We start from the raw sequence: 19167 nt of genomic DNA, 5'->3' as shown, positions 1-19167 counted from the left end.
TGATTGCGGATGATGAAACGATCTCAGATGTTGCTCGGAACGGCGGTGGTCGCCTCGGCGCTGCTGATGGGCGGATGTCAGCCCGGCGATGACACAACCGACTACGACGCTGTCGGTCAGGACGAGAAGTCCTCCGGCGGGGCATCGAGTGGCGACGGCAAAGACACAGCGAAGTCCGACGACGGTCACGCCCAGGAAGTCGCCGCGGCCCAGCCTCGCCTCGTGACCACCTACGACGGCGGGATCATGACCCTCGACGCGACGACCCTCGACGTCATCGCCGATACGAAGCTCGAAGGGTTCAACCGGCTCAACCCGGTCGGCGATGACCGCCACCTCATGGTCTCCGTGGCCGAAGGCTTCCGCCTCTTCGACGCCGGCGTGTGGACTCAGCCGCACGGCGACCACACCCACAGCTACGCTGCCGACCCCGTCCTCACCGACACCGTCTTCGACACCGAGCTGCCCGGCCACGTCGTCAGCCACGACGGGTCGACCGTGCTCTTCGGTGACGGCGACGGCAAGATTCAGACCTTCGACACGGACGACTTCGCCGAGGATGAACCGACTCCGGAAGTCCTCGAAGCCGAAGAGCCCCATCACGGAGTCGCGGTGAGGCTCTCCGGCGGGAAGACTCTGCACACGATAGGCACCGAGGACGAGCGCGCAGGTGCGAAGGTCATCGACAAGTCCGGTAAGGAGATCGCTCGCAGCGAAGAGTGCCCGGGCGTCCACGGCGAAGCCTCGGCGAAGGGCGAAGTCATCGCCCTCGGCTGCGAAGACGGAATCCTGCTGTTCAAAGATGGGAAGTTCGAGAAGCTCGACGCCCCCGACGACTTCGGCCGCATCGGCAACCAGGCCGGCGACGAGGACTCCAGGTACGTCCTCGGCGACTACAAGGTCGACGAGGATGCCGAACTCGAACGTCCGGAGCGGGTGAGCGTGACGGACACGAAGGAGAACACTCTCTCGCTCGTCGACCTCGGTGCCTCCTACAGCTTCCGCTCCCTCGACCGCGGACCCGAGGGAGAGGGTGTCGTTCTGACCACGGACGGCACGCTCAAGATCATCGACCCGGCGACCGCCTCGGTGACGGAGGAGTACCCGGTCATCGACGCATGGGAGGAACCGGTCGAATGGCAGAAGGCCCGCCCGACTCTCTTCGTCCAGGACGAGGTCGCCTACGTCAGCGATCCGGCCGAGCAGGTGATCCACATCGTCGATCTCGACGACGGAGAGGTGATGGCCAGCGAGAAGCTGCCCCATGCGACGAACGAACTCACCGGCGTCGCTGGCTGAGTCCGACCTCGGGCTGAGCCGTCCTCGGGCTGAGTCACCCTCGGCCGGGGTCGGCCCGCGCCGAGTCACTTCGAGCCGAGGAGACCGGACCCACGGAGGTCAGGACTGAGGATGAGACCGGCGGCGGCCGCGGAGACTTGCCTGGGAATCCTCCCAGGAGGTGAGATCTGCGTTGCCGCCGCCGGCATTCGGCCATAGCGTGGGAGGTGACACAGACCCCCACATCGAAGTGAAACGAGGACAGTCATGACCAGCACCATGTACCGCGTGACCAACCCGGCGACCGGCGAAGTCGCCGAAGAGTTCGCCACCAACTCCGATTCCGAGATCCTCGCCGCACTCGATCGTTCGGCCACGGCCTTCACCGACTGGGGGCGGACCCCGGTCTCCGAGCGTGCGGCCATCCTCACCAGGGTCTCGGAGATCTACGCCGAACGCGCCGAGGAGCTCGCCGAGGTCATCCGACTCGAGATGGGCAAGGCCCTTCCCGAGGGCAAGGGCGAAGTCCAGCTGAGCTCGATGATCTACAAGTACTTCGCCGACAACGCCGAGGCGTTCATGGCCGATGAGCCTCTGCGTGGGCCCGAGAACGCCACCGCGATGATCCGCCGCAAGCCCGTGGGCTCGCTGCTGGGCATCATGCCGTGGAACTTCCCCTACTACCAGGTCGCCCGGTTCGCCGCCCCCAACCTGGCTCTGGGTAACACGATCCTGCTCAAGCACGCTCCGCAGTGCCCGCGTTCGGCTCAGATCATGGAGGAGATCTTCATCGAGGCGGGTCTGCCCGAAGGTGCTTACATCAACATCTATGCGAGCAACGAGCAGGTCGCCGAGATCATCCTGCCTGATCCGCGCAACCACGGCGTGTCCTTGACCGGGTCCGAACGCGCCGGTGCCGCCGTCGCCGCCGAGGCGGGCAAGAACCTCAAGAAGGTCGTCCTCGAACTCGGTGGGTCCGATCCCTACATCCTCCTCGACTCCGCCGACGTCCAGGCGTCGGCGAAGACCTTCTTCCGCACCCGCATGGGCAACACCGGGCAGGCCTGCAACTCGCCGAAGCGGATGATCGTCATGGACGACCTCTACGACGACTTCGTCGCCTCCATCACCGAGGAGGCCAAGAAGTCCACCCCCGCCACCCCCGGTGAGGAGGGCTCCCGCCTGTCCCCGCTGTCCTCGGTGGCCGCGGCCGACCGTTTCGTGGAGCAGGTTCAGGACACCGTCAGCCAGGGTGCGACCCTTCTTGCCGGCGGCAAGCGCTACGACGGCGGCGGAGCCTACGTCGAACCCGTCGTCCTCACCGATGTGAAGAAGGGGATGCGCGGGTACTACGAGGAGCTCTTCGGTCCCGCCGTCATCGTCTACCGGGTCGGCAGTGAGGAAGAGGCTGTGGAACTGGCCAACGACACCCCGTTCGGCCTCGGTGCTGCGGTGTTCTCCGGCGATGTGGAGCGGGCCGAGCGCGTCGGCGCTCAGATCGATTCGGGCATGGTCTTCCTCAATGCCCCCGAAGGCTCACGCGAATTCCTGCCCTTCGGCGGCGTGAAGCGCTCCGGTGTCGGCCGTGAGCTGGGGCCGCTGGCCATGGACGAGTTCGTCAACAAGCAGCTCGTGTACAAGCAGCACTGATCGCTGTCTCGGGCCGCCGAGGGTCATTGGCTGGCTGACAGCCACTGGCCAGGAGCCGGTCACCGACGGAGAGACAGTCGTCGGTGACCGACGAATCCGGTCACGATTGAGTGCTGATTTCCGTCAGGGCGCTGTTCCGTTCCGTGGGACAGCGCCCTGATTGTATGCTGAGACTGCACACAGCTAACTCTCAGCGGGAGGTCTCCCCATGTCGGCACCGAAGCCGTCAACTCAGGTCAATGCCGCAGCTTCGAAGGGGATCATGCGGCCGATCAACCGATTCCTCGAACAATGGATACCGTCGGCACTGACCTTCGCCATCGTTCTCAGCCTCATCGTCGCGGTCCTCGCGCTCATCTTCACCGACGCCGGCCCGGTGGAAGTCGTCACCGGCTGGGGTGAGGGCCTGGCCGGTCTGCTCGAGTTCATGACGCAGATGTGTCTGATCCTCCTGCTCGGTCACATCCTCGCCAACACCGGTCCCGTCCGGAAGCTGCTGGCATGGCTGGCGCGGGTGCCCGGCAACGCCACCTTCTCCTACATCTTCGTCTTCGTGGTCGCTGCCCTCGCCAGCCTCATCACTTGGGGCCTCGGTCTCGTCGTCGGCGCCCTGCTGGCCCGCGAGATCGCGGTGCAGTCGCGTGAGCGCGGCATCAAGGTCCACTTCCCGCTGCTCGTCGCCGCCGGCTACTCCGGCTTCGTCGTCTGGCACATGGGCTATTCGGGTTCGGGTCCGCTGACTGCGGCCACCTCGGACTCCTTCCTCTCCGACTCCCTCGGCGGGCAGACGGTCCCCGTGTCCGAGACGATCTTCGCCGGTTGGAATCTGCTCGCCATCCTCGGGGTCATCGTCGTCTGCGGTTTCCTCTTCTTCCTCATCGCCCCGAAGTCCGGTGCTCCGGTCTACGAACTGCCCGCCTCGGTGACGTCGGAGGAGCAGTCCGAGGCCGACGATGAGGTCGTCACCCCGGCCGACCGCATCGATGCTTCGAGGATCCTCACCCTCGTCGTCGGGCTCGCTCTCGTCGTCTACCTCGCCATCCACTTCGCTCAGGGTGGGGGACTGACCCTCGACATCGTCAACTGGTCCTTCCTCGCGCTCATCCTGCTGCTGGTGAAGAACCCCTTCGAACTCATCCACCTGACGAAGGGAGCCGCCTCGAACGTCGGCGAGATCCTGCTGCAGTTCCCGCTCTACGCCGGCATCCTCGGCATCATGTCGACCACGGGCCTCATCGCCGTGTTCTCCGCTGCCTTCGTCTCGATCTCGAACACCACCACCTTCGGTGTCCTCGCCCTGCTCTCGGCTGGTCTCGTCAACTTCTTCGTCCCCTCGGGCGGCGGGCAGTTCGCCGTGCAGGGGCCGATCATGCTCGATGCGGCCAACCAGCTCGGTGTCGATCCCTCGATCGCGATCATGGCCGTGTCCTACGGCGACCAGTGGACGAACATGCTGCAGCCGTTCTGGGCGCTGCCGGTGCTCGCGATCGCCGGGCTGAAGATGCGCGACATCCTCGGCTACACCGTCATCACGTTCCTCGGCGCTGGGGTGGTGATGGCCGCCGCACTCCTCCTCGTCTCCCTCTGACTCGCACCGGCCCGCGGCGGAGTGTGATCCGCCGACCTGTAAGTCGGCTGTGACCACCCTGGGAAGTGACCGTATGTGTCTCTGTGGTAACCTCCGATGTTGGCCATCTCCAGTCATAGGGAGCGGGCAAGGACGGAACTTTCCATTACGCAACAATCGTTGATCACGCTCGGTTGAGCATGCTGTTCGACCGGGTCCGATGACACGACGCGACCGCGTCCGGATAAGGAGCTCACACATGTCAGCATCACTCGACACCCCGCCGGGTGACTCGAAGGGAGAGACGAAGGGCGGTGCGAAGCCCTCGCTGCCGCCGGTGAATAAGCGGGTATTCATCGCCGCAGCCCTCGGCACCCTGGCGATCACCCTCTGGGCGCTTATCGCCCCCGCGAATGCCGAGGCGGTTCTCGGCGCCGTCGTCGGCTGGACCTCCGACTGGTTCGGATGGTTCTACGTCCTCCTCGTTCTCGCCGTGCTCGTCTTCGTCATCTACCTCGCCGCCTCCCGCTACGGCAATACGAAGCTCGGTCCCGAGCACTCGAAGCCCGAGTTCGGTCTTGTGGCCTGGGCGTCGATGCTCTTCGCCGCCGGTATCAGCACCGACCTCATGTTCTTCGCCGTGGCCGAACCGGTCACGATGTATCTGACTCCGGCGAGCACCGAAGCCGAAACGGTCGACGCCGCTCGCGAATCCACCGTGTGGGCGCTGTTCCACTACGGACTGAGCGGTTGGGGTCTCTACGCGCTCATGGGTATGGCGTTGGCCTATTTCGCCTACCGGATGAACATGCCGCTGGCGATCCGTTCGGCGCTGGCCCCGATCTTCGGCAAACGGGTCCAAGGTGCACTGGGCGAGACCGTCGACCTCGCTGCTCTGCTGGGCACGATCTTCGGTGTGGCCACCTCGTTGGGCATCGGCGTCGTCATGGTCAACGTCGGTCTCAACACGGTCTTCGGGATTCCGATCGGCACCGCCACTCAGGTCGGCATCGTCGTCGTCGGCGTCGGCGTCGCAACTCTCTCTGCCGTGTCGGGTGTGGACAAGGGCATCAAGTTCCTGTCCATTCTCAACGTCGTCCTCGCGATCGGGCTGAGCCTGTGGGTGCTCGTGGCCGGCAACACCCAGTACCTGCTCAATGCGCTCGTCCTCAACGTCACCGACTTCATCCGCCTGTTCCCGAACATGGCCGGGCAGACCTTCGCCTTTGAGGACACCGGCACGTGGATGACCGACTGGACCCTGTTCTTCTGGGCCTGGTGGATCGCCTTCGCCTCGTTCGTCGGCCTCTTCCTCGCTCGCATCTCGCGCGGACGAACCATCCGCCAGTTCGTGCTCGGCACCCTGACGATTCCTTTCATCTACATCTTCATGTGGATCTCGATCTACGGGAACTCGGCGCTGGACGTCATCCGCAGCGGTGACAAGAAGTTCGGCGAGTCGGTCATACTCAACCCCGAGGGCGGCTTCTACGATCTGCTCTCCCGCTACCCGGCCTTCACCTTCATCGCCGGTCTGGCGACGATCACGGCGCTGCTGTTCTACGTCACCACTGCGGACTCCGCTGCCCTGGTGATGGCGAATCTGTCGTCGAATCTGCGTAACCCGCAGGAGGACGGTCGTGCCGGTCTGCGCATCTTCTGGGCACTGTCCACCGGCGCCCTGACGGTGTCGATGCTGCTCGTCGGCGGGATCGGAGCGTTGCAGAATGCGACGGTGATCATGGGCCTGCCCTTCGCCTTCGTCGTCATCCTCGTGATGATCGGTCTGTACAAGGCGCTGCGGGTCGAAGCACACCGAGTCGACAGCATCGACACGAGCCTGCCCGCTTCTCTGGCCCGCCGCTCCCGCGGTCCCGGCCACGAGACCTGGCAGCGTCAGCTGGGCCGTGTCCTGTCCTTCCCGAACGAGGCCCGGGCCCGTGAGTTCGAACGGAAGGTGCTCACCCCGACCCTCACCGAGGTGGCCGAAGAGATGGAAGGCCGAGGCATCAGTTCCCGCTGCGGCCGCGTCGACAGCGAAGGCGTCTTCGTCGAAGACGGCGAACTCATCCAGTTCGAGGTCGACGGGGAAGGGGAGTACCCCTTCCGCTACCAGGTCTGGCCGCACAAGGTCAGCGTGCCCTCCTTCGGCGGTATGGTCCCCCGCGGTTCCGGCGAGGACTATTACCGCATGGAGGTCTACCTCGACGGCGGTGCGGGTCAGGGCTACGACATCATGGGCTACTCGAAGGAGCAGATCATCGATGACGTGCTCGACAAGTACGAACGCCACGTCGAGTTCCTGCAGCTGCAGGAGAACATCGCCACCGGCGAGGACTGACACCGGCGCTGAGGTCCTCAGTGAAGTCTGATGTCCTCATGCGGAGATCGACGCCCGGGAACACCGACCTATGGGTCGATGGTCCCGGGCGTTGTCATTGCCTCACCGAGGCGGCCGAGCGGTGGGTGAGCGCTTATGCGCGGAGCGCGCGGCGCAGGGTGCGGGTGACCGACAGGGCGGTGAGGCCGCTGGTGGCCGGGTTCTCCGGGCTCGGGGTCGAACGGATGTCGAAGGCGAACTTGCCGGCCGATCCTGCCGCCCGTACCTGGTGCGCCGATTGGGTCTGGCCGGCGACAGCGAGGAGTTCGACCCGCACCCGCTGGAGAGAGTCCGCGAGCAGAGAGGCCTCGATCCCGGAGTCGGCACCGGTGGGCAGACCGCCTCCGGTGTGCGCGGCGGATCCGGGCAGGCCGCGGGTGGCCCACGCCAAGGCGACCGCGATGTTGACGTTGGCGGGGAACTTCACGATCGCCTCGGCGGGGTTGCCGGTGAAGACGCTCACGGGACCGTCTTGAGGGCGAAGAGCGCGGAGCCGGTCGGCTTCGGTCTCGGACATCCACGGTCGGATGAGCCCTGTCGCCTCCTTCGACGTGGTGATCTCGACCGCGTCGAGTCCGCCGGCCTGTGCCGCGGCTTCGAGCACATCGAGTCCGCCGATGGCTCCATTCGTCACGTGCAGGCGACCGGGCCCGGCGAGCAGGGCTGCGCGGGTTGCGGCCTCGGCGAGGGCGCCGACGCTCGTGAGCACGAGCGGCTTGCCCGCGGCGATGACGGCGGGACCGAACCGGGCGGCGGCAGGGACCCCGGCGCATTCGACGATGATGTCGAAGGCGTCGAACATCCTCGGTGACGGTGACGGTGACGGTGACGGTGACGGTGACGGTGACGGGATGGGCGATGCTGTCGGTGACGGGCTCGGTTCGCCGAGGTCGGCGGTGAGCGTGGCGAGGTCGACCACCTCGGCGCCGTGATGGGGACGATCGGCGTGCTTGGCCATGTCCGAGACCAGGGCGGTCACAGTCAGCGTGCCGGCGGTGATCTCGGGGGTGAGGAGTTGGGCGATGTGGCGGCCGATGGCGCCGAATCCGAGGAAGAGCACAGAGGTCATGGCCGCACCCTAGTCGAGCGGTCTGACATTCGCGATCCGGTCCTCCGGGCAGCCGCGTCAGTCGGTCGCGATACGGTTGCCCCATGGACGAAGAACCACAGTCAGCCGCCAGCGGGGGAGCGGTCGTCGGTGAGGACGGGCTGGCCCGCTCCCCGTGGGCGTACGGCGATCCGCTGCTCCTGAGCTACTACGACACCGAGTGGGGGCTGCCCATCCACGACGAAGCGGGACTGTTCGAGCGGATGAGCCTCGAAGGATTCCAGGCCGGACTGTCGTGGCTGACGATTCTCAAGAAGCGGGAACGTTTCCGCGAGGTCTTCGCCGGTTTCGACCCCGAGACCGTGGCGGCCTTCGGTGAGGCGAAGATCGATGCGCTGCTCGGCGATGCCGGCATCATCCGCCACCGCGGGAAGATCGAAGCCTGCATCAGCAATGCCGCACGCGTCATCGAACTGCGCGAAGACGGCGGACTCGACGCGTTCCTCTGGTCGTTCAGACCGGCACAGACGCCGCGCCCGCGCACCGTCGCCGAAATCCCGACCACCGGGCCGGAATCTGCGGCACTGTCGAAGGCGCTGAAGAAGAAGGGGTTCCGATTCGTCGGCCCCACCACGATGTACGCCCTTATGGAGGCCGTGGGCATGGTCGACACCCACCTGCTCGACTCCCACCGCCGAGGCACCTCCGGGGTGTGGTCGGAATGAACGATATCCGCGTCTCCGCACTCGTCCTCCTCCACCCGGAGCGGGAGGAACTGCTCATGGTCCGCAAGGCGGGCACCACATCGTTCATGTTGCCCGGTGGGAAGCCCGAGGCGGGGGAGTCCGCCGAGGACACCATCGTCAGAGAGATCGCCGAGGAGCTCGGACTCGATCTGCGCTCAGCTCGGCTGCAGCCCTTGGGCACATTCACCGCCGCTGCCGCGAACGAGGCCGATCATCGGGTCATCGGCGATGTGTTCTGCTACGACGGTCTGCCGGACGGACTCGATGTCGAGAACATCGCGCACCTGGCCGAGATCGCCGACGCCGGATGGTTTCCCATCTCACCGCTGCCGGCCGACACCGCGGACCGCCAGTTCGCGCCCCTGACCCGCAACGAGGTGATCCCCGCGCTGTTGGCCGCCGGCAGGCTCGCCGGCTGAGACGTCTCTGCTGATAGCAGGCTCGCCGGTCGACATGTCTGTGCGCACAGCAGGGGAGGCTCAGATGTCGTAACCTCGGACTATGAGCCCTGAACATCATCACCAGCGGACCTACACGCCGGCATTGCTGGGCTTGGTGTGGACGGCGATGTTCGGCTTCTCGGCCTTCTTCTTCACCTATTCGACGACGGTGACGATCGCAGCAGCCAGCGGTCTGTCGACGGTCACCGGCGGTTCCGTGCTCACGACGATGATGATCGGCGTCATCGCCGTCCAGCCCTTCGCACCGTGGGCCGGTCGCGTGTTCGGCTTCAAGGGTTCGCTGCTGTTCGCAATCGTCCTGCAGTTCCTCGGCCAGCTCCTCGGGCTGTTCGTCAGCCCGGCACTGCCGGCGCTGGTCCTCGCCGGTCTCTGCGGAGGCATCGGGTTCGGTCTCTTCGTCGTCCTCGCCAATGCTGCGGTGCCGGCCACGACGACGCCGGGACGGATCGGCAAGGCGCTCGGCTTCTTCGGTGGAATCACCTCCCTGGCCGCCGCCGTCGGTGCTCCGCTGGGACTGTGGCTGGTGGAGACGATCCCGATCTCGGTGTTCCGCATCATCGTCTGCGCCTGTCTGCTCCTGGCCGTCCCGACGGTGCTGAAGTTCGTTCCCGGGCGGGCCCCTCGGCGGGGGCAGGGCGAAGCCGGCACCTCGGACAATGGCGGTGGCGCCGTCGAGGTCCGATCCGGGCGCAACGAGAAGCGGAACCTGCGCTGGGCCGGACGCCGGGCCGGTGGTGCACTCGGCCTCGTCCTCATGCTCTCGCCGTTCCTTGTCGGGATGATCGTCTTCGGCATCATCGTCGGCTTCGGCCCGGGCGACGAGGTGTCTGCAGCGGCCGTGTTCATTGCGGGCATGCAGGTCTCGGCGGTGATCGGACGCTTCGTCGCCGGCAACGTGGCCGACAACTTCCCGCCCTTCGCGCTCAACATCCTCGGCCTCGTCTTGGCCGCGATCGGTCTGGTCTGCGCCGTGATCCTCTATGGTGGGACGCTGTTCATCGCGATGCTCATCATCGGTCTGGGATTGGGCACCATGCAGTCGGCGAGCCTTGTCATGGCCTTCTCCTCGGTGAGCACGCCGAGTCGTGCCAGCGTCGCGTGGAACATGAACTTCGACATCGGTCTCGCCATCGCCGGAGTGGTCGGCGGGGTCGGCTTCACCTATCTCGGATCGTCGTCGACGTTCCTGTTGTGTGCTCTGGCCCTGCTGCTCGCCGGGGCTCTTTCATGGATTGCGCGGACCGTGCAGGAACGGCACTCAGGATGGTGACGCGTCCTCCGCTTCTGCCGGCGTCGGGTTCGCCCGACCTCGCGGCCGGTGACGGAGCACAGCGCCGAAAAAGATCTTTTCAATGGAAAGTTTGCTCGGGTACGATCGAAGTGTGACTTATCATCATGGGGATCTGAGGCGGACGCTGCTGGCACAGACCGCCTCGGCGATCGCCGAGGACGGCGTCGCCAAACTCAGCATGCGGGCTCTGGCGAAGCGGGCGGGTGTCTCGAATGCCGCGCCGACCTATCACTTCGGCGACAAGGCCGGGCTGCTCACGGCGCTCGCGGCCGAAGGGTTCGACCTGCTCGCGGAGGCGATGAGCGGGTTCGGAGACGGAGGCGGGGCCCACTCCGTCGGTGATCGCCGCGACGGCGCGGCAGATGCCGGCGGCGACGAACACGGGCTCGTCGCCCGCGGTGTCGCCTATGTGGAGTTTGCGCTGGCCTGCCCGTCCCACTTCACCGTGATGTTCCAGCCTCGACTGCTGCGCGAAGATGATGCGGATCTCGCTGCTGCGCGTCAGCGAGCCGGAGCCGCACTCTCGGTCAGCGTGGCCGAGACCCGGTCGGGTCCGGACGCTGATTTCGGGGTGGCCGCGTGGTCTCTCGTCCACGGCTACGCCACGCTTGTCCTCAGTGGCGCAGTGGAGCCGGAGGATGCGCTCAAGCAGGCCCGCGCCGTGGCCGCGCACCTCGTGGCAGATGGTGGAGGGACGGTCTGAGGCTATTTCTTCGTCGTCTTCTTCTGCCCCGGTTCGAGCCCGTGGGAGTTCCTGATGAAGAACGATCCGAGAATGCCCAGGACGCCGACGCAGGCGGCGACGAAGAAGGCGACATTCGCGCCGTGGACCAGTCCGGCCGCGCCGTAGGCCTCCGGGTTCCGGGCCGCCGAGACCATGATCGTCACCAGGGCCGCGGTGCCGACGGACGCCGCGATCTGACGCATGGTGTTGTTCAGCGCGGTGCCGTGCGGGATGAGGTGTGAGGGCAGCTGATTGAGTGCTGCCGTGGTCACCGGCATCATCACCATGGCCACACCGAACATCCGAACGGTGTTGACGACGGCGAGGTAGACGAACGACGTGTCCGGTTCGAGGCGGGCGAACATGAACGTCGTGCCCGTGAGCAGAGTGAAACCGGCGACGGCCAGCCACTTCGCGCCGATCGCATCGAAGATACGGCCGGTCACCGGCGACATCAACCCCATCACGGCAGCTCCCGGCAACAGGGCTAGGCCCGACTCCATGGCCGAGAAGGTGTTCATGTTCTGCATGTACAGCGGCAGCACCATCATGCCGCCGACCATGACGATGAACACGCACATGCCCAGCAGCGTATTGAGGGTGAACATCCGGTAGCGGAGAATGCGGAACTCGAGGATCGGCTGCTCGAGCTTGGACTGGCGCAGGATGAACAGCGTCAGAGTCACCGCGCCGATGGCCAGCGGGATGAGCACCTCGGCGCTGATCCACCCCGCATCACCGGCGGTGCCGAAGCCGAAGAGCAGACCGCCGAAGCCGAAGGTGGAGAGGATGATCGAGAGGATGTCGAGGCGGGGGAAGGTGCGTTCGGTGACGTTCTTGAGCAGGAAGTAGGCGACGGCGAGATCGATGATGGCGATCGGCAGCATCATGTAGAACAGCACCTGCCAGGGCAGGTGGTCGACGATCCAGCCGGAGAGGCTCGGCCCGATCGCCGGGGCGAAGGCGATGACGAGGCCGAAGGTGCCCATCGCCGAGCCGCGCTTCTCGACAGGGAAGATCGCGAAGAGGATCGTCTGCATCAGCGGCATGATGATGCCGCCGGCCGAGGCCTGGATGACACGGCCGATGAGCATCACGGGGTAGACCGGGGCTATGGCGCACACGAGGGTGCCGACGATGAATAGGCCCATCGCAGTGAAGAACAGGCCGCGGGTGGTGAACTTCTGGATGAGGAAGGCGGTCACCGGGATCATGATGCCGTTGACGAGCATGAAGCTTGTCGTCACCCACTGGGCAGCGCCCGAGGTGATGTCGAAGTAGTCCATGAACGCCGGCAGGGCGGTGTTGAGCAGGGTCTGGTTGAGGATGATGACGAATGCGCCGGAGACGAGGACCGCGAGGACGAGGTTCCGGTTGATCGGGGTGCGGTCTGCCGGTTCCTGCTGGTTGCTGTCTCCGTTCGTCAATGGCATCCCCTCACCTGTTCGTCGTCTGCGTCTCTTCTCGTCCTTCAGCGCCAGCCCGCCTGAGGCGGTGCGCTGAATCGGCCCCTCATCGCGCCCGGAAGTCAATTCCTTGGTTATATAACCGCTTCATGCAGTTTAGCGCACCACCCTCGCCGAGGCGGCCCCGGGGCAGTGTGAGATTCATCGAGTTCATCTGTCGTTCGGTTCGAAAGGAGGCCGACCGCCTCGGCGAAGGCGCCATCGAAAATCGGGTTGTGCGCCATCGCACGACGGAGGGTGGCACCTCGGCGGGGGTGCCTCAGGGGGTGGGGTCGCCTCGGCGAGTGCGCCGTCGAAGGGCGGGCCGCCTCGGCGAAGGCGCCATCGAAAAACGGGTTATGCGCCATCGCACGACGGAAGTGTCTTCGCAGCGGCACCTGACCGGCATTCTCTGGTCGATCCACCGCGGTCTCAGGCGTCGACAGCGCCGTGGATCGACCAGAGAATTCCCCTCACGACCAAACTGCCGGTCAGGGAGTGGCGGAAGAGACCTGCCAGGGGAAGCGCGGTGGGTCCAGCAGACGGCACGACTGAGTCACTATTGCCCGTGATCCGGGACCAGAAGGGGAGCTTCGCCTGGAAGCTCTCCCAGATCTTGGCCGAAAGGCAGTACGGTTGAGGTCAGGTTACGTTGTCAATGAGGAGCGGTCAGGCAGATGAGTCTCGGGAAGTGGAGCACTCTGGGACGATTTGTGCTCGTTGTCACCGGTATCGGGGCTGTCAGTGCGGCCATCTGGAGTCTCGTCCTGATGGGCGTATCCAGCGGACTAGGTGACCTGGCGGGAAATCTCGCGTGGGCCCCGTTCTTTGCTGTTGCCGGAGCCGCGTTGGGTCTCGTGACAAGCGCCCCGGCTTATGCGATTCTGCGTCTGTTCGTCCGTCGCCTCTCCAGCCGTGCATCGTCGCTGTTGTTTCTCTTCGGACTTGGTGCCGCCTCGGCGGTGGTCGCATTAGGGGTCTTGGCGCTGTTCTTCCACGGCAATATTCCGATGGTGTACACGGTGTCCAACACAGAAATCGAACCCTTGGCCTTCGCTCTTCCGGTGATTTCGGGACTGCTCACGGCGGCCTGTGGCCCGATCATCCTGCGCCCCGTCGATACCGCCCACTACGGCACCCTCCTGCCGAGCTGAAGAGCAGGGCCGCGCAGCACGTGGTCCGACGCTTTGCTCTCAGCCCAGCGCCGGACCGTCAGCTCGTTGCGGAAAGCTCAGACCAGGCGGGTCTCGGGTGACCGGGTCTTCGACGGGGCCGTCTCGGGCAGGTCGCCGAGGACTTCGTCGATGCGGGTGAGCACTTCGGCGTCGAGTGTGACACCGGCTGCTTCGGCATTCGAGGCGATCTGCTCGGGGCGAGAGGCGCCGACCAGGGCGGTGGCGACGTTGTCGTTGGCCAGCACCCAGGCGACGGCGAGCTGCGCCATCGTCAGTCCGAGATCAGCGGCGATGGGTTCGAGCTTCGCGACCGCAGACAAGGTGGTGTCGTTGAGGTAGCGGCTCTTGATTATGTCAGCGCCGCCGCCTTCCTCGTCGGTGGCGCGGGAGCCTTCGGGCAGCGGCTGCCCGACTTTGTACTTCCCGGTCAGCACACCCTGGGCGATCGGGGACCAGACGATCTGAGAGATGCCGAGCTCCTTCGACGTCGGCACCACTCGCGACTCGATGACTCGCCACAGCATGTTGTACTGCGGCTGATTCGAGATCAGCTGGATTCCTAGCTCGCGGGCCATATGATGGGCCGCCCGCAGCTGATCGGCATTCCACTCGCTGACCCCGATGTAAAGGGCCTTGCCGGCGCGGACGATGTCGGCGAAGGCCTGCATCGTCTCTTCCAGTGGGGTCTCGTAGTCATACCGGTGCGCCTGATAGAGGTCGACGTAGTCGGTGCCGAGTCGAGACAGCGACCCGTTGATGGACTCCATTATGTGCTTGCGGGACAGGCCGGTGTCGTTGTGACCCTTCGGGCCGGTGGGGAAGTAGACTTTTGTGAAGATCTCGAGCGATTCGCGTCGCTGACCTTTCAGGGCATCGCCGAGGACCTGTTCGGCCACGGTGTTTGCGTAGACATCGGCGGTGTCGAAGGTCGAGATGCCGACGTCGAGTGCGGCATGGACGCATTTCGTCGCCGTGTCGTTCTCGACCTGTGAACCGTGCGTGAGCCAGTTTCCGTAGGTGATTTCGGAGATCTTAAGGCCGCTGTTTCCCAGATATCTGTGCTCCATGTCCCCAGCCTACGTCCGCAGGTCAAGGGGTGAGGTGCACACTGGGCCCGAGGTTCAGTCCACCGGTGAGACGCGGATGTAATTCCCATCCGGATCGGCGACGACAAAAGTTCGGCCGAAGACCGCGTCGTGAGGTTCTGAGACGACATCGACGCCCTTTGCGGACCAGTCGGCGAAGACGGCATCGACTGCCTCGGCGGATCCGGGCACCATGAGCCCGACTTCTGAGGTGCGTACCGGTGTTGCCGTCACCGCATCGCTGGCGCCGCTCCAGAGGGAGAACAGAACGCCAGGTGCGATTTCGAACGAGACGTACCGGGGTGTGATCATGGCGGGCTCCATCTCGAAGAGGCGGCTGTAGAAATCCGTTGCGGAGGCGGTGTCGGTGACGTAAGTGAGGAACAGGTTGGGTGTGGGCACGGGCAACTCCTTTTCTTTGCTCAGTCTTGGGGCTTCTTGTACTCGGCAACCACTCTTTGCGGGGCCGTGGTTCTACACTGACAGCAATAGGTGACAGTCCATGTCGTGTTTGGCGATGCGGTTCGGAAGAAAGTGGTCGGAGGGAGTCTGCAGTGAAACGTCCGCAGCGATTGTTGTCGATCATCGTGGCGCTCCAGTCCGCGGGGCAGACGACGGCGGCCCGCCTCGCCGAACAGTTCGGTGTCTCGGCGCGAACGATTCTGCGTGACATAGAAGCATTGATCGAGGCCGATGTGCCAGTCGCTGCCGAGCCTGGCCGCTACGGCGGAATCTCCCTGCAAGTGGGGACTCAGATCGATGTCAATCGGCTTTCGGAGACGGAAGCTGAAGCATTGGCGCTGGTCGGTCTGGATAGCAGGAGCGCACGTCAACTCGGTCTCGAAGAAGGGATGCTTCGCGCCTTTCAGCGGCTGGACACACGTCGCTCGAAGCCATTGGGGCGGGCTGATCAGCATTGGGTTCTTCTCAGCGAGGTCGTCGAGATCGACAGTTCGGGCTGGTTCGCCGACGAAGCAGCAGTCGACTTCGCTGACCTCGTCGAGACTCTCCGGTCGACTCGACGGCTTCGCGTCGAGTACCGATCAAGCGGGAGAGCCGAATCGCGAATCTATGAGGTCGACCCGTATGGGCTCTACCTGCGCGGTGGGCGGTGGTACCTCGTTGGCGATGTCGATAGCCGTCCACGCATGTTCGCCATGTCTCGGTTGAGGGGGTGGACTGAACTTGACGCCGACCGGAGGACCAGGCCGGAAGCGACGTTGCAGGACGTCGCGGGTGATCTGGTCGATCGGCTCGAGAGCAGGAATGACGTCATCGTGACTGCGTATCTCGATGCTGACAGAGAGGACTTGGCTCACAGGATCCTCGGCAGTCGACTGCGGTCAGTCGAACCGTTACCGACCAATGATCTGAAAATGCGTATCACTGTCGCCTATGACCAGCTCGACGGGGTCAGACAGCTCATGCAGTTCACCGATCACATCGAAGTCATCGATCCTCCTTCGGCACGGGAGCTGGTCAAGAAGCTGGCCGGAGACATGGCGGCACGACACTGAGGTATCGCCGGTGTGACAAGCGGTGAAAACCAGTAGAACGGATCAGGCGATTTGGATTCGAGTTTCTCCGAAGACGACGTCGAGCGTCAGATTTCCTCCAACTGCCTCCAGGTATCGTCGAACCGTGCCGATCTTGGTGTTCTCTAGGTCTCCGTGTTCAATCTTGGAGACTTGACGTTGTGAAACGCCGATTCTGTCCGCGAGCTCGTGCTGAGTGAGTCCGGCGGTTGATCGGAGTTCCTTCAGACGGTAGGCGCGGACTTCCGCGAGCATCCTCTGCCTGTGGTTGTCAACGTTCTCACGGTTGATTGCATTGTGGTCGAGGAAATCGCTCAGTGTTTCAACCATAGTTTTCACTTTCCTCTCAATCTCATCAGGTGTTGGTCAAGCAGCTCCTGTGTATCGAGGCAGTTACGAGAGCCAACCGGAGTCCAGTTGGACATTCACCTCCCACATATACAAAGTGCAGAAACTATAGGTTCTACGATTGATGGCGTGGGACGGATGAACGCCGAGGTGGTGCCTTACTGGAGCCGCGAAGTTGGTCGGCCGTCTATTGAACGTTCGGCTTGGACAGCGTCGGTGCCACAGGCGTGGTCAAACCGGCGCAGCTCGTTTCGAATTGTGCCGTCACCGGCAGAAGGCTCTCAGCGTACTCCGAACCCGGCCGATTGCGGGCCGGCGTTCTCCTCGATATGCCCCTGCAGTGTGGCCGCGAATTCCTCGGAAGCGCCTGCCCGGAGATGATTCACCAGCGCTTCGTGTTCGGCGATGATCTCATCGCAGCGATTGAGGAGGTGCCTGCCGTTCATGAACAGAATGAACCTGTGCCGATCGGAGAGCATCGAATACATTTCGAGCATCACCTGATTGTCACCGGCCTCGACGAAGCCACGGTGGAACTCCAGGGTGAGCTCGATGAACCGGGCGATGTCCGCTTCGGCGAAGGCTGCCCGCTGCTGGCTGATGAGCTCAGTGAGTGTGTCGGTCAGACTCTGTCTCAGAGGTTCAGAAGCGCGCTCGACTGCGGTCGTCTCAAGCACATAGCGAGCATCGGCGAGTTCGACGATCGTCCGTTCGTCGACGCCTTGCACGATTGCCCCACGCTTGGGGTAGATGTGGATCCATCCCTCGTCCTGCAGTCTGGCCAGAGCCACGCGCACCGGGGTGCGACTGACTTCGATCTCGGCCGCCAGTGCTGCCTCGCCGAGCATCGTTCCCGGGGGATGGTCGCCATCGAGGATCTGCCCGCGAATGAATGAATAGGCGCGCTCGGCCGCGCTCTTCGACTCCGTCTTCGTGCTCATTCGGACACCTCGGCGGGCGCCTCGGCGCGGGTCGATGCTCGGCGGCCGGGCCAGGTCATGAGCGGGACCGCGCGGATCGCGAAGGCGAGGGTGATGAGCAGGACGAACGTCGCCATGAGATTGATCCAGAGGAATCCACCGGCCTCGAGCACGGTGCCGGCCATGGCCGCCATGAGCGCCCCGCCGAGGTTCATCGCCGAGTCCGATGCCCCCTGCAGCGGCACCTTCGCATGGGCCGGCACCGAGGCGGTCAGCAGCGCCGAACCGCCGATGAGGAACATCGACCACCCGATTCCGAGCAGCGACAGCGCAGTGCTCAGCAGGACCATCGACGACACCGGGGCGAGGGCGTCCATGACGCCGAGGGCGATCGTGGCGGCGAAGATGACCGTGCCGCCGGCGATGACCACGCCCGCACCCCACCGGTCGGCCATCCATCCGAAGATGGGGGAGAGGGCGTACATGCCGGCGATGTGGATACTCACGACGATGCCGATCGCGCCGAGGCTGAACTCCTGGTGATCCATGTGCACCGGGGTCATGACCATGACGTTGGTCATCATCATCTGCCCGGTGATGATCGTGATCATCGCGAACAGCGGCACCGGGCGTGCGAGCGCGAACCGCAGCGCCTGGCCGAGTCTCAACTGGGCCGGCGGTGCCGTCTGTTCCGATCGAGCGGATCGGGCGGGGACCACCTCGGCGGGGGATCCGTCGACAGCGTTCGCCGAGGTGGCCGCTGCGTTTGCGTCGGATGAGGCATCGTGTTCGATGGCCGGATCGGCGTCGAGGTCGGCGTTCGCGGGCGGCTGCTCCGTGCCTGCGGCGATCGACCGCGACAGGGTCGAGGCGAACAGGGTTGCGAGAGCGAACGCGGCCATCGAGATGATGTAGGGCCCGGCCAGACCGTTCATGCCCAGGGCCTCGCCGAGGTGGGCGCCGGGATCGGTGAAATTCGGGCCGAGTACGGACCCGACTGTCGTCGCCCACACGACCAGGGACATCGCACGGCCCGCGGCTGCAGGATCGGCGAGATCGACGGCGGCGTAACGGGCCTGCAGCCCCGAGGCGGTCGAGGACCCGCACATCATCATCCCGAGCATGAACACCGGGAGGAGCTGGAGGGCGACACCGATGAGCACGACTACCGCGCCGAGCGTGCCGATGCCGAAGCCCAGGGTCAGTGCCTTGCGACGGCCGGACCTGCCGGCGAGCACCGCGAGGGGATAGGCGATGAGACCGGCACCGAGGATGACGCTCATCTGTGCGAGTCCGGCCATCGAGGTCTGGCCGGTGATCTCCTCGGCGAGCAGACCGCCGACGGCATATCCCGAGGCGATGCCGGCTCCGGAGAGCAGCTGGGCGGTGATGAGTTTGGCCTGTTCGCGAGCGCGACTCGTCATCGATGCCTCGCCTCCCTGCGCAGTAGTGCTGTCGAGTTACCCGCCAAAACTATCTTGGATCCATCTTGGATACAAGATGTGGGTGCGGAG

General features: G+C 64.7%; 17 protein-coding genes. 10 read left to right on the top strand and 7 right to left on the bottom strand.

The annotated features are described in order from the left end of the window. Positions 1-27 precede the first annotated feature (27 nt). The 4 genes from aztD to betT all read left to right on the top strand — a co-directional run bounded on the left by aztD (position 28) and on the right by betT (position 6836). The gene (gene aztD, locus EB836_RS07495; protein WP_205683332.1) at positions 28-1299 is read left to right on the top strand and encodes a zinc metallochaperone AztD; all 1272 of its coding nucleotides are present in this window, start codon (positions 28-30) and stop codon (positions 1297-1299) included. A gap of 246 nt (positions 1300-1545) precedes the next feature. Then, on the top strand, positions 1546-2928 hold the full coding sequence (locus EB836_RS07490) for an NAD-dependent succinate-semialdehyde dehydrogenase (protein ID WP_135539049.1): 1383 nt from the start codon (positions 1546-1548) through the stop codon (positions 2926-2928). A 208-nt stretch (positions 2929-3136) separates the two neighbouring features. Further along, positions 3137-4516 carry a TIGR00366 family protein gene (locus EB836_RS07485; protein WP_135539047.1) on the top strand — a complete coding sequence of 460 codons (1380 nt, stop codon included), beginning with the start codon at positions 3137-3139 and terminating at the stop codon, positions 4514-4516. 238 nt (positions 4517-4754) lie between these two features. Continuing rightward, on the top strand, positions 4755-6836 hold the full coding sequence (betT, locus tag EB836_RS07480; RefSeq protein WP_135539045.1) for a choline BCCT transporter BetT: 2082 nt from the start codon (positions 4755-4757) through the stop codon (positions 6834-6836). 133 nt (positions 6837-6969) lie between these two features. Here betT and EB836_RS07475 read toward each other — a convergent pair whose 3' ends face one another. Beyond that, positions 6970-7944, bottom strand: a complete 975-nt coding sequence (locus EB836_RS07475; protein ID WP_135539043.1) for an aspartate dehydrogenase domain-containing protein — start codon at positions 7942-7944, stop codon at positions 6970-6972. Positions 7945-8027: 83 nt separating this feature from the next. Between EB836_RS07475 and EB836_RS07470 the strand changes: the two genes are divergently transcribed. The 4 genes from EB836_RS07470 to EB836_RS07455 all read left to right on the top strand — a co-directional run bounded on the left by EB836_RS07470 (position 8028) and on the right by EB836_RS07455 (position 11124). Beyond that, on the top strand, positions 8028-8648 hold the full coding sequence (locus EB836_RS07470; RefSeq protein ID WP_135539041.1) for a DNA-3-methyladenine glycosylase I: 621 nt from the start codon (positions 8028-8030) through the stop codon (positions 8646-8648). Continuing rightward, positions 8645-9088, top strand: coding sequence for an NUDIX domain-containing protein (locus tag EB836_RS07465; protein WP_135539039.1), 444 nt, complete (start codon positions 8645-8647; stop codon positions 9086-9088). Before EB836_RS07470 ends, EB836_RS07465 begins: the two co-directional genes overlap by 4 nt. 82 nt (positions 9089-9170) lie before the next feature. Continuing rightward, entirely contained in the window at positions 9171-10400 is a 1230-nt protein-coding gene (locus EB836_RS07460; RefSeq protein ID WP_135539037.1) for an MFS transporter, read from the top strand. A gap of 112 nt (positions 10401-10512) precedes the next feature. Continuing rightward, positions 10513-11124 (top strand): TetR/AcrR family transcriptional regulator, encoded by a 612-nt coding sequence (locus EB836_RS07455; RefSeq protein ID WP_135539035.1) that lies wholly within the window; start codon positions 10513-10515, stop codon positions 11122-11124. A 2-nt stretch (positions 11125-11126) separates the two neighbouring features. Here EB836_RS07455 and EB836_RS07450 read toward each other — a convergent pair whose 3' ends face one another. Further along, positions 11127-12578, bottom strand: a complete 1452-nt coding sequence (locus EB836_RS07450) for an MDR family MFS transporter (protein ID WP_135539033.1) — start codon at positions 12576-12578, stop codon at positions 11127-11129. Between the two features lie 689 nt (positions 12579-13267). On the opposite strand from EB836_RS07450, the gene EB836_RS07445 reads away from it, so the two are divergent. Then, positions 13268-13744: a hypothetical protein gene (locus EB836_RS07445; protein WP_135539031.1), complete on the top strand. Its 477-nt coding sequence runs from the start codon at positions 13268-13270 to the stop codon at positions 13742-13744. 77 nt (positions 13745-13821) lie between these two features. Here the strand turns inward: EB836_RS07445 and EB836_RS07440 are convergent, their stop codons facing one another. Together EB836_RS07440 and EB836_RS07435 are read right to left on the bottom strand one after the other, a co-directional pair. Then, on the bottom strand, positions 13822-14832 hold the full coding sequence (locus EB836_RS07440; protein ID WP_135539029.1) for an aldo/keto reductase family protein: 1011 nt from the start codon (positions 14830-14832) through the stop codon (positions 13822-13824). A gap of 54 nt (positions 14833-14886) precedes the next feature. After that, positions 14887-15252, bottom strand: coding sequence for a VOC family protein (locus tag EB836_RS07435; RefSeq protein WP_135539027.1), 366 nt, complete (start codon positions 15250-15252; stop codon positions 14887-14889). 152 nt (positions 15253-15404) lie between these two features. On the opposite strand from EB836_RS07435, the gene EB836_RS07430 reads away from it, so the two are divergent. Then, positions 15405-16367, top strand: a complete 963-nt coding sequence (locus EB836_RS07430; RefSeq protein ID WP_135539255.1) for a WYL domain-containing protein — start codon at positions 15405-15407, stop codon at positions 16365-16367. A 42-nt stretch (positions 16368-16409) separates the two neighbouring features. Here the strand turns inward: EB836_RS07430 and EB836_RS07425 are convergent, their stop codons facing one another. The 3 genes from EB836_RS07425 to EB836_RS07415 form a co-directional block, all read right to left on the bottom strand. After that, positions 16410-16715 carry a helix-turn-helix transcriptional regulator gene (locus EB836_RS07425; RefSeq protein WP_135539025.1) on the bottom strand — a complete coding sequence of 102 codons (306 nt, stop codon included), beginning with the start codon at positions 16713-16715 and terminating at the stop codon, positions 16410-16412. Between the two features lie 299 nt (positions 16716-17014). Then, complete coding sequence (locus tag EB836_RS07420; RefSeq protein WP_135539024.1) at positions 17015-17674, bottom strand: GntR family transcriptional regulator; 660 nt, start codon at positions 17672-17674, stop codon at positions 17015-17017. Next, a complete protein-coding gene (locus tag EB836_RS07415) occupies positions 17671-19077 on the bottom strand; it encodes an MFS transporter (protein WP_135539022.1) in 1407 nt (468 codons plus the stop codon). Before EB836_RS07415 ends, EB836_RS07420 begins: the two co-directional genes overlap by 4 nt. Between the last annotated feature and the right edge of the window lie 90 nt (positions 19078-19167).

The organism is Brevibacterium sp. S111 (genome assembly GCF_004745075.1).
In the GTDB taxonomy this organism is placed as follows: Bacteria; Actinomycetota; Actinomycetes; order Actinomycetales; family Brevibacteriaceae; genus Brevibacterium.
This window is presented reverse-complemented; position numbering and strand designations above follow the sequence as displayed.